We start from the raw sequence: 15,455 nt of genomic DNA on the forward strand, positions 1-15,455 counted from the left end.
TTTACTATTTAATCATTAGTATTACTTCATTTTATAAATTTCAGACCCAGCTAACAGGAAACAGCCCAATCCATAATCTTCAAAATCAGGGATTTTATCATAATTTAACGGCTGACCGTCTTTTGGCTCTTTTCCAGTAGATTGTAAATAACCTAAGAAACCATCTTTATGCAGACTTTCGGCTGTTAATGCGTTCCAGGCTTTTTCAACAACTGGTAAATAGATTTTTTTATCTAAGATGCCACTGTTGATTCCGTAAGTGATTCCATAAACAAACAAAGCAGTTCCAGAAGCTTCTTTTTCTCCAAAATTAGTTGGATCATGTAAACTCACATTCCAAAATCCGTCTGTTCTTTGAATTGGCACTAAGGCTTTGGCCATAGCCTGTAAATCTTTTACATACTGATCTCTATGCGGAGCGTTCTTTGGAATTATCGTCAGCACTTTTGCAAGAGCAGCAATAACCCAGCCATTGCCACGGCTCCAGTAGCAGTCTTCGCCGTTTGGTTCTTTGTATGGAGCATCAAAATCCGCATCTCTCCACCATAATCCGTCTTTTGGATTAAACAAACCATGATCTCCATGATTATTTCTGGAGAACATATACATTTCATACATTTTCTCGAAATAACGATTGTCTTTTTCTAATACGCCCATTTTGGCAAAAACTGGCATTCCCATTTGTATGGCATCAATCCATGACCAGTCATTGTTTTGAGGCGTATTGAGAAGCATTGCAATATTTGCTCTGGTATTTTTTAATTTTTTTGCATCTGGTTCTAAATTATACAAATCGATGTAAGTCTGAGCAGCACAATAATTATCGGCATTTCTAGTCGTGTTACCGCCATTAAAACCCCATTTATGAAATTCTGACCAATCATATGCATAGTTATAATAAATGTCTTTTGGATATATTTCATGCAAAGCCATCAATCCTTCATAATAAACTCCTCGTGTCCATATGTTGCTTGGGCGTTCTTTGTTGGTAATAATGGTTTTGCCAGTATCAGGCCATTTGTCCATAAAATATTTATTAGCCAATTCCATTTGAGATAAAACTGTTTTTTTGTCGAATGTCTGTTGTGCTTGCGTCGCAGTAGTATAGGCTAAAATTGACGTGATAAATAAAATTAATTTCTTCATTTTTGGTATTGATTTATTTCGTGATTTCGTTTTTTAAAGGAGTAATAGAAACAGGACCTAACAATCCTGAAGGAGTCGGATCCCATTTGGTTGCATCAAATTTTTTATAATCCTTGTCAACCATATTGATTTCATAAAATATTTTCCATTCTATTCCTTTGAGTTCCATATCGCGGATTCTGTTGGCAGCCAGATTAGTAACCTGAATTTTAAGTTCGTTTTTACCTGGTTTCAATCTGCCAATGTTTAATTGATAAGGAACAGACCAAGCCGTTCCGATAAATGTACCGTTTAACCAAACTTTGGCACTTTCGCGGACATCGCCAAGATTTAGAGTCCAATTTTCGGCAGTGGTTTTTGGACTGTCAAACTGCAAAGTGTAAGTGGCAGAACCCGAAAAGGCTTCGGCTTGCGGTGATACTTTTGTCCAGGACTCCAAGGCTGTTATTTCAGCAGGCTGTGGAAGTTCAGGTCCGCCTTTGTCAAAATTTAACTGCCATTTTCCGTTTAAAGGAACTGTAGCAGATGCTGTTTCCCAATAGTTCCATTTTTGCTGGCTTGCTGTATTTTCTGTAATCAGTATCAGTGATTTTCCAGCTTCGATATGTAGTTTTACAAGTGTCTGATCATTCGATTTTTGCACAATAGCATTGCCGTACAGATTAGTTAACGGATCATATATGACTACTTCTTTATTACCGATTTGTAATGGAATCATTCCTTCAATAGTTTTATTGGTATGATTTACTAAATAATATAGTTTTTCGTTGTCAAGAGTTCTTCGTGTGAATTTTAATCCTGTATTGACCAAGCTTTCAGGATTGATATTCTCTGAATTCAAACTCTTTAAGATATCTGAAGAAGTCTGAGTTACATCTTTATTTTCGGTAATTAACTTTTGAAGTTCTAAATTTTGTTTTTCATATTCATTAAATCCAGGAACAGATTCCGGCAGTCCTTCAAAGATAATTTTAGCTCCATTTTTCTTTAAATCGATTAACTTTTTTAATGTTTCCAATGGCATTGTTCTGCAGACTGGGACAACCAGTGATTTGAAATTTCCGCCTGGCAAAACTATTAATCCGTCTTTTACAACTGCCTGTTTTATAAAGGAATCCGAAATAAAATCGACGCTATAGCCTTTACTCATTAAGTTTTTGGTAGTGTCATAAAATGAAGTTCCATAAAGCCATTCGGATAAAGAATGAATTTTGAACTGCATAAACAGAGAGCCTTTGTCGTATTTACTCCAAACATCATAAATAGGCCAGTACAATAAAATTTCATTGTCCGGTTTTCCTTGTTGAAGCAAAGATTGACAATTGGCGATATAAGAAAATAATGCAGGAGCATCTTCCCAAATAGTATTGTTGCTGTTGAAATTTACTGAAGCATAAAATTTCCATCCTGGCCACGCAGCTCTGTCTGGAGAGTAAGTAGAACCGTGTAAAAAAGCGTGATTGACACCGTTTAAAAATAAGTCTTCTACTTCGGGTTTACATTGTGACAACGCGGTTTTAAAGTGTTCTCTAAGCCATGTAAATGATTCTGAAGAAACTAAAGGTTTTCCTGAAATATGCGCTGCAGATGATGAAAATTTCAGCATTACCGGATCAGCATCGCCTTCGCGGATATCCTGTTTTTCACGTCTAAAACCTGGAATGTCATAAGGCATTGATCCAAAGGTTTCGCATTCTGGAATATCGGCAGAAGCGTATAAATCGATTAAATTCCCAGGTGATCCATGTGCCTGCAGTTTGGTTTTGTAATTTTTGCTGTTTGCCCATTTTGTCCAAGGGAGATCAAATTTATTCAACAGTAAATCAGAAATAGTTTCCCTATAATCACTTTTAATTCTGTTGCCTATTTCATTGTCGTTCTCGCTTAACAATTCCGGAATATGCATTTTTAAATCATACCCTCTGCGTTTTTTAAATTTCTGAAGAAACAAAGGAGTGAAATCGGTTCCATATACTTCATAACTGTCGTTAAAAATGGCTCTTAACTTTCCTTCAAATCCTACTAATGCATTGTCAAAAGGAACAACATATTCGTTGAAAGCAAGTTCCGAATAATGATCTAAAGTGTATCCTTTACCTCCAGGTGCTGAACGTTTTACCTGCTGTCCAGTTTTACCTGCAAAAACGGCATACAGGGTGTAATTTGTTTTTTTTGCCTTCCAGTTCAGCAGATTTGTTTTTAATTGGTCTGTCAGGTCAAAATAAGACCCATCGTCTCCATATGCTGAAACCGATATTAATTGTGCTGGTATTTTTTCTTTTTCAGGATCGGCTTTTATCTCTTTATTAAAAAGTTCGTTTTTTTTAACTTGGTATTTTTCTACAACTAGTTTTGTTGCTGCATAAGGAAGTGTAACCTGCGGACCTCCATAAGGCCAGCCCGTTCCAAGAACCATATCGACCTGCATTTTCAGGCTGTCTGCAATTTTTACAGTATAGCCTAACATTTCCATATATTTTGGCGATAGATAATCTATAAAATTATTTTCTTCGCCTTTTACACCGTATATGGGAGTAATCTCTACACCGCCGATTCCCGCTTTGTGAAAATCGATTAAACTTTTTTTCAGGCCGGGTTTGTCTACGGCATTTCCCATCCACCACCATCGGGCCCAAGGCTGATTGATATTGCTTATTTCCTGCAAACGAAATTTAGATACAGTTTGTGCAGAAGTTATAGAAATAAATGTTAATGCGATTACTGTAAATAAACTAGCTTTTTTGACTATCATTTGTGGCTAATTAGTTGTTGATATAGTATGGATATAAAGAAACGTAAAAATAGAATTATGTGCTTTAATAGGTGTCCTGTTGCGTCCTGTTTGTTAAAATTGAGACTTTCTTAAAATTTTATTTTTTTGTAATCAATATTTTATGAAATTATTTCAAAAAAATATTTTTTTTTGAATAATTCTTAACAACACCTAAACAACTTATTATGAATATTTTAACAAGAGATTTGTTTTTATTAAGGATTTCTATACAATAAAACATAGTCATGTTACAGGATACTGCAGGATAGTAAGCGTCATAATGATAAATAATTTTGAGGATTAATATTAACCTATATTTAACTTTTTATGAAAAATAAAACAAGTCTTTGGGTTTTTATGGTTTTGTTTGCTTTGTTACAAACGGTAACATATGCGCAGAATAAGGCCATAAAGGGAGTAATTACAGACCCAACTGGATTACCAATTCCTGGAGCAAATGTGACGATTAAGGGATTAAAAAAAGGAATAAGTTCTGATTTTGACGGACATTATTCTATTGATGCCAAGACGGGCGACATTTTAGTTTTTAGTTTTACAGGAACAAAAACAATAGAGAGAGTCGTTGGAACTTCAGATGCTTTAAATGTGACTTTAAGAGAAGAAACAGCTACTCTTAATGAAGTAGTAGTTATTGGATATGCCGCGGTTAAAAAGAAAGATGTGACAGGATCTGTATCGAGTATCAATGCAGAAGCTTTGACTTCTAGACCAGTAAATAATGCTATTGAGGCTTTACAGGGTAAAGCTGCCGGTGTAGATATTACTACAAGTCAGCGTCCGGGAACAGTTGGAACAGTACGTATTCGTGGTAGACGTTCGATAATTGCTGATAGTGATCCTCTTTATGTAGTTGATGGAGTGCCTTTGATGTCAGCTTCTTCTATTGAAACGCTTAATCCAAGAGATATTGCAAGTATTGATATCCTTAAGGATGCTTCTGCAACAGCTATTTATGGTTCTCGTGGTGCAAACGGGGTTATCATTGTTACTACTAAACAAGGTAAATCAGGACAGTTCAGCTTGAATTACGCGGGAACGATTACTACATCTAATATTGTTGACAGATCGCCTTCAATGAGTGCTCAGGATTTTATAAATTTCAGACGTACGGCCGCATACAATCTTAACTCTATGCCAGGTTCTACTACAAATTATGCAAGTCCGGATGCTCCTACGTATGCAAATGACAAATTGATTTTTGACAGTGCACTTGACGGACAGTCTACCAGAGATAATGTCTTGAATGGCTGGGCCAGTGGTACTTGGGATCCTTCTAAGGTAAAGAATACTGATTGGACAGATTTTGTAACTCAAACTGGAATTACAACTGAACATACTTTGAGCGCAAGTGGTGGTTCAGATAAAGTGAACAGTTATGGTTCATTTGGATATTTGAATAATGAGGGTACTCAAATAGGACAGTCTTATAAACGTTACACAGCAAAACTTAGTACTAATATTACTCCTGTTGACTGGTTCAAAATGGCTTTTTCATTGAATACGACATGGAGTGAGCAAAGTTATGGTATGTCAACTTTGGGGAGCAGTAGCTCTTCGGGACCTAATACAATTTATGCGGCTGCTAAATCAATTTATAACATGGCAGTTCCTTATGATGCAAATGGCAATTTAGTAATCAATCCAGGGGGTGAAAGTACTATTTATACAATAATGAATGAATGGGACAAAAGTACCCAATTGTCACAAACGATGCGTATTTTAGGTAATTTCTCAGGTACTCTAAATTTTGGAAAAATGTGGGAGCCATTGAAAGGACTTAGCTATAAGTTAAATTTTGGTCCTGATTTCCGTCATTTGAGAGATGGTGTTTATATTGATGGAACATCTGTAAATAGGATGAGTGCTGGTGGAATTGCAGGTGCAAATTATGCTAGGCTTCAAAACCGTCGTGATTTTTCATGGACTTTGGATAATATGATAACGTATGACCGTACTTTAGCGGAGAAGCACAATGTTGGTGTTACATTGCTGCAGACTGCATCATCTTGGAATATTGAAAATACATCGATGAGTGCTAATAATATACCTAATTCAAAATTTTTATGGAATGCTTTTGGTACTGTAGATGTTACTAATGCTGCTAATAAAGTAGCTATTAGTTCTGGACTTACTGAATACCAGCTTACGTCCTATATGGGGCGTCTGAGCTATGGTTATGATGATCGCTACTTATTGACAATGTCAGGGCGTTGGGACGGAGCCTCTCAGTTAGCAAAAGGCTTCAAATGGGACTTTTTTCCGTCAGCAGCACTTGGGTGGCGTATTAATAAGGAGGAATTCTTTAAAGATGTAAATTGGGTTCAAAACCTAAAACTTCGCTTAGGTGTTGGTACAACTGGTAACGCAGGTGTGAAGCCTTATGCATCAAAAGGTCCGATCACTTCAGTCTACGTTCCTTTTAATGGGTTGGCTAACGAAATTACTTATACTACTAATGAACCCTATTATACAACTCCAACAAACTTAGTTGCAATGGCTAACAAGGAACTTGGATGGGAAAAAACAACGCAATATAATCTTGGGATTGATTTTGGTATCTTAAATAACAGAATTAGCGGTAGCATTGAGGCTTATAAGTCGTATACTAATGATTTGCTTTTGTTGGTTACTCTTCCTCCATTAACTGGATATCCTAATACATATGATAATGTTGGCAAGACAAGTAACAAAGGGATTGAGGTCACGCTTAATTTAATTCCTGTACAGATAGAAAATGGATTTAGCTGGGAAACTAGTTTGATTGGTGCTTGGCAAAAAGATAAGATAGAAGAATTGGCTTATGGTAAAAATGACATGGTAGACGATAGAAGGTTTATTGGACAATCAATTAATATTCAATACGGTTTTGATAACCTTGGAATATGGCAGAACACCCCTGAAGATCTTGCTGAAATGGCTAAGTGGAATGCTGTCCCTGGTGGAGATAGATTTACGGTTGGTAATGTTCGCCCTAAAGACCAAAATGGCGATTACAAAATGACAGAAGCTGATAGAGTAATTCTTGGAAACAGCAACCCTAATTGGACAATGGGCTGGAATAACTCATTTAATTATAAAGGTTTTGAATTGGGTGTTGAAATGTACGGCCGTATGGGATATACTGCATCTTTAGGAGGAGAAGCAATGACATCTCATGCAAATCAGCGTGAAACGGATTATTGGACACCATCAAACACAGGTGCAGAGTTCCAAAAGCCTGTTCTTGGGCAGGCAACATCTGGATCACAAGATAAATATTCAGGGAGTCTTGGATTTACGGATGCAGCATTTGTTAAGCTTCGTAATATTTCTTTGGGTTATAATTTTCCTAAAGACCTTGCTTCCAAAATTGGTGTAGCAAAGATGAAATTATATGCTCAGGCGTTAAATCCGGGCAATATTTATCAATCTTTGAGCTGGTATGATTTTGATGTAGATGCAACATACTATAACAGAAGTTTTGTTATGGGACTTGAAGTTGGATTTTAAATAATTAAGTTATAAAAACTAACATTAAAATAATTGGAAAATGAATAAATTTAAAAATATAGGGATAGTTTTTTTAGCAATGATGGGACTATTGTCTTCCTCGTGCTCAAATGATTTCCTTGACGAGGAACAAACAAATAAATATTCGACTGCCTATTTTGATACACCTGAAGGGCTTACAGATTTGACAGAGTCTCTTTATGGTAATATTAGATGGCATTTTGGGTATGAGTGGGCTTATGGAATTAATCTTTATGGTACCGATGAGTTCACAAATGCAAATGACTTGACAAATGAAATGTGGAATACTTATGATAATCGTTTAGGGCCATTAGCAGCAACCACGGCGACAGGAGCTGCCAATGCAAATGCAACTTCTACAGGGGCACTTTGGGATGAGATGTATTTTGGTATTGCATCTGCTAATACTATTATTGCAAAAGCAGCAACTGTTATTACTGACGTAAAAGTTCGTAATCGTTGTTTGGCGCATGCTTATTTTTTGCGTGGCTATAATTACTATCGTCTTACCGCTCAGTATGGCGGGGTTGTTCTTCAAACGGTACCTGTTGAAACGGTTGTACGTAATTTTACTCGTTCAAGTGAAGAAGATTGCTGGAAACAGGTTATATCTGATTTGCGTAATGCTTATAATCTTTTTGAAGGTGAAGTTTTTACCTATGGTAAAGGAATTACATGGACTAAAGCTACTGCAGCTCACTTCTTGGCAAAAGCATTATTGTTCCGCTCTTCTGAACGCAATGATGCTTGGAACAGTGCTTATAAAACAGACGATTATAAAGAAGCAGTAGATGCATGCAGCTATGCTATTAGTTCTCGTGGAGCGTTAACGCCAAACTATAGTGATTTGTATGCTAACTGGACTGGTATCGATTGTCCAAATGAACAGCTGAATGAAATATTGATGGCAGCTGGATTCAACGGAGATGCCGCGACAGAAGGCCGTTTCGGAAATCAAACATATAATTATTTTGCTCCTCAATTTTCAAGTTTCGCAGGTGGCTGGGTAGCTCGTGGTATATGGATTGGATCGATGGATTTTCAGCGTTGTCGTCCTACTGAGTATAGCTATGGCGTTTTTGATCACGTAAATGATGCCCGTATGTGGAAAACATTTAAGACTGTTTATGGTGTAAACACTGTAAAGACTCCTAATCCAAATAATGTAAAACTGGGTGATCCAGGGATTGTAATGATTCTAAATGACAAAAATGATAATACTTATAATGGATTTACTTTTGGTTGCTTTGTCCAAAACCCGACATGGAAGGATAACGCAGGTCGTTTACCGGAATGGAGCATTGCTGGACGCCAAAAAGCTACATCGGGATCTTTGACAAGTAAAGTAGGGCAATTTGTTCCAAATGCATCAGTTTTATATCAAAATGGTGTTTATGTGGCACCTACGTTTAAAAACCAGCCAGTTTGTAATTTCTTTGCTGGTATCAATAAAACTGATGATGGATCACGTACTGCCGAAAAAGGAAATGCTCATCGTGACGTAATCATGGCACGTCTTGCTGAAACTTATCTTTTGCGTGCTGAATGTTATGTTCGTTTGGGGCAATATGGTAGCGCAATGAATGATATCAATGTTGTTCGCAGCCGTGCTCAATGGAAAAGCGGAGAAAATAGGTCTTATTATAGTGATGGTTCTCAGGCATTTGAAAAGAATTCTCTAAATGCAGGTGCCGCGGCAACAAATTATATTAATTCAAACTTAAATATGAATACGTATTATTTGTCTAATCCAGGAGTAGCAGTTACCACTGCGGCATCTGATTTGACATTAAAATCATTTCCTGCTAATTTACCTGCAGAAGACGAAGCGGTTATTGCTAAAGTTGGTGCTTCAAATGATATGGAACGTGCATTGAATTTTATTCTAAACGAACGTACTCGTGAATTATTGGGTGAATGGGATCGTTGGGAAACTTTATCCCGTACAGGAACTTTAGTCAAAAGAGCTAAAGCATTTAATCCAGAAGCTAAATTTATTACTGCTAATAAGCATGAACTTCGTCCAATTCCGCAAACGTTTATTGACGGTGTGTTAAATAAAGACGGATCGAATTTGTCAGCTTCACAAAAAGCGGCTTGGCAAAATCCAGGTTATTAATCTTTTTTAGTTTTTTAAATATGAGAAGAGGCTGTCTATTTTTGGACAGCCTTTTTTTTTCTGCTTATAATCAGGAATTTAATGTATTGTTTTTCTCAGTGTGTACTTCAAAGCACTGCCGTTAAGTTTTTAATACTTCCCAATATCATGAAAAACATAATTTTCTTTTCTCTATTTCTTCTAAGGGCATATGTCGATAATATTACAACTAGGTCATCTGATATTGCTGTAAGATTTTGTTTTTATTGTCTATAAAATACATTTGATGGGAGACTATAAATTCTAATTAAATTATCGGCTTGAAATTGTTTGTAAAAGTTAAAAAGTCATAGATGCTATAGTTTTAAGTTGATCTGTAATTTAAAATATTTAATGATTTTATGATGTAATTTTTAGTATGATATTTTTTTATGAATAAAAAAATATAAATAATTTAAAAAAGCATAATTTTTTATAATTATTCAATTTTTTAACATATTTTTTAGTATTTAATTCCAATTCAATCGATTGCACAGTATATAAAAGATAAAAACCCAATAATAATTTTATAAATAGCTGATAATTATGAATCTGTAAATTGAAATACAGGACAGTACAGGATAGTGCATGAAAGTGTTCTAAATAAATTTGAGTTAACTAATTAACTAAAATTTAACTTTTATGAAAAACAAATTTATTCTTCTGCTCATTATTGCGGTGCTTTCATTACTGGATTCATCACTCTATGCGCAGAATAAAACTGTAAAAGGTGTTGTCAAAGATGCCGCGGGAATTCCTATCCCTGGTGTGAATGTGCTTGTTAAAGGTGTTGCATCAAAAGGCACAAGTACAGACATCGATGGTTCCTATTCTATTGAGGCCTCAAAGGGATCTATTCTTGTGTTTAGCTTTGTCGGTTTCAAATCTGAAGAAAAAACAGTAGGAGATGCAGGTAATTATGATGTCTCATTAAAGGAAGCGGGTAATTCTTTAAATGAGGTTGTGGTTGTAGGATATGGTGTAAGAAAGAAAAAAGATTTAACAGGCTCTATTGTTAGTGTCGATGCAGAGGAAATTGCTTCCAGACCCGTTCAAAATGCTGTTCAGGCTATGCAGGGTAAAGCAGCAGGGGTAGATGTTGGCTCAAATGAGCGCCCTGGACAGGTAGGATCTGTTACTATACGTGGAGCTCGTTCAATTTCAGCTACCAATGCGCCGCTTTATGTAGTAGATGGGATTCCTATTAATACAAAACTGGTGGCCGATTCAGCAGGAAAAATCACTGTTGATGCAAATTCAGGGGGGATTGATTTTTTAAATCCTAATGATATTGAAACAATGGATGTTTTAAAGGACGCTTCGGCAACGGCTATTTATGGTTCTAGAGGAGCCAATGGGGTTATTATTATAACCACTAAAAAAGGAAAAAATGGAAGACTTACATTAAACTATGACTCTTCTGTCATCACAGAAACTATACACGAGAACGCTCCAATGATGTCAGCTGGAGAATATATTGAATTTCGTCGTTGGGGTAAATATTATTCTAGCCCTCTTAGTGCTACTAATCCAGCAGGCTTTCCAAGTGGAAATGCACCAACTATTGCGAATGACAAAACTATTTTCTTAGCTTCAGCCGATGCAGCAGCTTGGGCAAACATAGCAAAAGGATGGAGTAAGGATAGTAATGGCAATGATGTGTGGGATGGTTCTAAAGTTGCTACTACTGATTGGACTAAATTTGTTACCCGTACAGGAATTACTCAACAGCACAATTTAAGTGTTAGCGGGGGTACTGAAAAAATGAAAGGTTATGGTTCTTTCGGTTACTTAGATAATACAGGTACTCTCTTTGGTCAGGGTTATAAACGCTATAGTGCAAATGCAAATGTTGATATCACGCCAACCAAGTGGTTCTCTATGGGAGTCAATCTTAATACTAGTTATACCATTAACGAGTATGGACAATCGAACACAGGAAGAACGGCTGTTACAAGTTCTACAGGTATATATGCTACAGCTCGTACAAATCTTCCTTATGCAGTTCCTTATGACGCTAATGGAAATAGAATTGATAGCCCAGGTGGAGATTCTACAATTAGGACTCCTGTAGACGAATATAAATATTCGCAAGATCAGCGTGTTACTTTGCGTGCTTTTGCTAGTTTATATACTCAGTTTGACTTAGGAGCGATTTCTTCAGTACTTGATGGATTGAAATACCGTATAAATTTTGGTCCGGATTTAAGTTCTTATCGTGATGGAGTTTTCTTAGATGCAAAATCAGCTATTCGTTCCGGAACAAGTTTTGCTTCCTTAACAAAGGAGGAAACTATTTCTTATACACTAGACAATTTGATCTTTTACAACAAAACTGTTGGGAATCATAATTTCGGTTTAACTTTATTAGCAAGTCAGACACAATACCATAATGAATCAAGTTCTATGTCTGCCAATTCTATTCCAAATCCTGAGAATAAATGGAATGCTTTAACTCCTTCCAATGTAACTTTAGCAGGTTATTCTTCTGGATTGAATCAAACAGCTTTATTGTCTTATATGGGAAGAATCACTTATGGTTTTGCAGATAAATACCTGCTTACTGCTTCTTGGCGTAGGGATTATGCTTCTCAGCTGGCACCTGGGCATAAAGGTTCTGATTTTCCTAGTTTATCTTTAGGATGGCGATTAGATAAAGAGTCATTTATGAAAGGAACCACTTGGATTGATTTGTTAAAATTGAGAGCAGGATATGGTGTGACAGGTAATTCCGCTGTACCAGCTTATACAACTGATCCAGCATTGACAGGAATTCTCTACGGTACGAGTTCAGGGGTTGTTAATAATACTTCTTTGGCTAATCAATTATTGGGTTGGGAAGAAACTACACAGTTTAATTATGGTTTGGATTTTTCCATGTTAAATAGCAGAATATCGGGAGCTTTGGAATATTATACAAGTAATACTACTGACTTATTATTTAAAAGAAGCGTTCCTACTCCTATTGGAGTTAGTACCACTTATCAAAACGTTGGAGAAACAGAAGCAAATGGAGTTGAACTTACTTTGAATACTATCAATGTTAAGGCTAAAGACTTTGAATGGAGTACTAATTTTAGCGGTTCCTATCAAAAAAATAAAATCGTTACTTTACAGAATGGTAAAGTTAACGATATCAATAACAGCCTCTTTATAGGTCAATCTCAAAATGCAATTTATGGTTTCGAATCCAACGGAATCTGGAAACCAGAAGACGCAGCGGAAATGGCTAAATTCAATGCTATAACTCCAGGGGCGTTTACATTTGGTAGTGCGAGACCTGTTGATCAAAACGGTGATTATAAAATTGATGCTACTAACGACCGTGTGATTATAGGCAACAAAGACCCAAAATTTATAGTAGGTATGACAAATACTTTCAATTATAAGAATCTTGATTTGTCTTTCTTTGTATATGGAAAAATGGGATATATTTATGATACAGGTGGTGAAAATGAAGGAGCAAAAGGCAGTCAGAGATCAATTAATTATTACAATGACAACAACACCAACTCTGAATACCAAAAACCAATCTATTCAGCAGGAACAGGTGATTCCTATTATCCTACTTTAGGATATCGTAATGGTTCATTCTTAAAAATGAGAAATATCTCTTTAGGGTATAGATTCTCAGATGACTTGGTGGAAAAAATAGGGCTATCTAAACTGAGATTGTATTTTCAAGTAAATAATCCTGGTATGGTTTTCACAAAAGTTAAGTGGACTGATTTGGATACGCAAACTACAGCTTCAAACAGAGGAATTACAATGGGAGTAAATGTGCAATTCTAAAATTGAATTTTAATAAAATAAATTATGAAAAATTATAACAAAATATATATTCATTTAATTCTTGCGGCTACATTAGTACTTAGCAGCTCATGTAATGATAATTTCCTCGAAGAGGATTTGACTACAGCTTATAACAAGGATTATTACAAAACCGAAGCAGGAATTCAGGCTTTAGCAGTTGGGGCTTATTACCAAACATTTGCAGCCGAATTAGCTGGAGAAGTTCCTCTTACAGCAAATGAGTCAGGTACAGATGAATTTCATGCTGGAGGAGATCCTTCGAATTGGACTTGGAATTCTTATTCTCCTTCAGGTTTTCAGGCTTTTGTGACTGTGTCTAATGCTAATACTGTTGCGGCGAATACGAATTGGGACAATTTGTATGTTGGTGGAATTGGTAATGCCAATCAGTTAATTGAATCCGCTACAGCAATTGTATCCAGCAATGATGCTATTAAGAAAACGGCATTGGGAGAAGGATATTTTTTAAGAGCTTTTAATTATTTAAAATTAGTAAGTCAATATGGTGGTGTGCCATTAGTATTGAAGACTAGTTCATCAGTAAATTTAGAATATACCAGAGCAACTCCGCAGCAAGTTTTCGATCAGATAATAGCTGATTTTACTCAAGCGTATAATTTATTAAGCAATGCCGGATTTCCTGCTAAAATAACAAAAGATGCCGCTGCTCATTATTTAGCAAAAGCTTATTTAGCCCGTGCTAGTGAAATTAATGATTCTTGGAATGCTTCTACAAAAACTGCTGATCTGCAAAAAGTAGTTACGTTATCTGATGAAGTTATTTCTCACCATCCATTGACAGCAAACTTTGGAGATTTATGGAATTATACTGCTGCGGATGGTGCAAATGAAAAAGTTTCGGAATTAATCTTGTCAGCACAGTTTAATGCGAATACTTTGACTACTGGAGGAAATCAGCAACACCTGTATTTCCTTTCTACATATGATCAGTTACCTCAAATGAAGCGTAATCTTGCAGGCGGAAGACCATTTAGCCGTTTAGCTCCTACTTATTTTATGTATGATATATACGATCAGGTAAACGATTCTCGTTTTTGGAAAAGTTTTCAAACCAAAAGTATTGTTAATAATGCTTCAGGAGCAGTTTATAAAAATGGGGATCTAGGTATTATGTATATTGTTAATAATGCTGCTGACACTCGTTTTGCAAAAACTAAAAATAACGATAATCCAGCGATACTCTACAAAGGAAAAACAATTCCAAGTGTATATGTAGCTTATGCAGCAGATAAAGTTGGATTAATGGCGGATGTTCGTTTTCCTTCTTTAAGTAAGTATATGGATGGAAATAGAGTTGATTTGAGTGTTACAAAAGGATCTCGTGATGTGGTTTTAGCGCGCTCGGCAGAGACCTATTTAATGGCAGCCGAAGCAAAAGTACGTTTAGCAAAAGCAGGTGGAGCTGCGTTTGCAGATGCATTGCCTTATATTAACACTGTTCGTGCACGTGCTGCTTATAAAAGTGGAGAAAATCGTGCTCTTTATGCAGATGGAAGTGCAGCCTATACACAAACTGGACAGGCAGGAATTCCAATATCTTATATTCCGGAAAGTTCTTACTACGAGTCCAATAATATTGCAGCTACAGTTACTACAGCAACAAGTTTGAATATAACTAGTATTGGAGCTTTGCCTGCGAGTGATGAAGCAGTAATTACTAAGTTAGGATATTCTGGTGATTATGACAGAATGTTATGTTTGGTTTTGAATGAGCGATCTAGAGAACTTTGTGGAGAGTTTCACCGCTGGGAAGATTTAAGCAGAACCAAAACTTTGGTGGCTAGAGCAAAAGCATATAATATTGAAGCGGCTGCAAATATTAAAGATTACCATAATTTGAGACCTATTCCTCAAACTTTCTTAGACGGAATATATGCTAATGGAGCTCCTTTAACAGCAGCTCAGAAAAAAGAAATGCAGAATCCAGGATATAACTAATCTTTGATTTTTATAATAACTATAAACCGTCTCATAACTATTTTGAGGCGGTTTGTTTTTTTATAATCAGGAGAGTACAGGACGCTTATTAAAAAG

The 15,455-nt window shown here is 36.1% G+C and carries 6 protein-coding genes; 4 read left to right on the forward strand and 2 right to left on the reverse strand.

Features of this window, described 5'->3' with window-relative positions; all coding sequences use genetic code 11:
* Nucleotides 1-21: 21 nt before the first annotated feature.
* Entirely contained in the window at nucleotides 22-1,146 is a 1,125-nt protein-coding gene (locus OZP07_RS02680; protein ID WP_281637191.1) for a glycoside hydrolase family 88/105 protein, read from the reverse strand.
* A 13-nt stretch (nucleotides 1,147-1,159) separates the two neighbouring features.
* Nucleotides 1,160-3,898, reverse strand: coding sequence for a glycosyl hydrolase (locus OZP07_RS02685; RefSeq protein WP_281637192.1), 2,739 nt, complete (start codon nucleotides 3,896-3,898; stop codon nucleotides 1,160-1,162).
* 348 nt (nucleotides 3,899-4,246) lie between these two features.
* Here OZP07_RS02685 and OZP07_RS02690 point away from each other — a divergent pair, with 348 nt between their 5' ends.
* The 4 genes from OZP07_RS02690 (at nucleotide 4,247) to OZP07_RS02705 (ending at nucleotide 15,359) form a co-directional block, all read left to right on the forward strand.
* Nucleotides 4,247-7,429 (forward strand): SusC/RagA family TonB-linked outer membrane protein, encoded by a 3,183-nt coding sequence (locus tag OZP07_RS02690; protein WP_281637193.1) that lies wholly within the window; start codon nucleotides 4,247-4,249, stop codon nucleotides 7,427-7,429.
* Between the two features lie 40 nt (nucleotides 7,430-7,469).
* Nucleotides 7,470-9,569, forward strand: a complete 2,100-nt coding sequence (locus OZP07_RS02695; protein WP_281637194.1) for a RagB/SusD family nutrient uptake outer membrane protein — start codon at nucleotides 7,470-7,472, stop codon at nucleotides 9,567-9,569.
* 660 nt (nucleotides 9,570-10,229) lie between these two features.
* Nucleotides 10,230-13,379 carry a SusC/RagA family TonB-linked outer membrane protein gene (locus OZP07_RS02700; RefSeq protein WP_281637195.1) on the forward strand — a complete coding sequence of 1,050 codons (3,150 nt, stop codon included), beginning with the start codon at nucleotides 10,230-10,232 and terminating at the stop codon, nucleotides 13,377-13,379.
* 24 nt (nucleotides 13,380-13,403) lie between these two features.
* On the forward strand, nucleotides 13,404-15,359 hold the full coding sequence (locus OZP07_RS02705; protein WP_281637196.1) for a RagB/SusD family nutrient uptake outer membrane protein: 1,956 nt from the start codon (nucleotides 13,404-13,406) through the stop codon (nucleotides 15,357-15,359).
* Nucleotides 15,360-15,455 lie beyond the last annotated feature (96 nt).

The sequence above is a fragment of the Flavobacterium marginilacus genome (assembly GCF_026870155.1).
GTDB classification, from domain to species: Bacteria; Bacteroidota; Bacteroidia; order Flavobacteriales; family Flavobacteriaceae; genus Flavobacterium; species Flavobacterium marginilacus.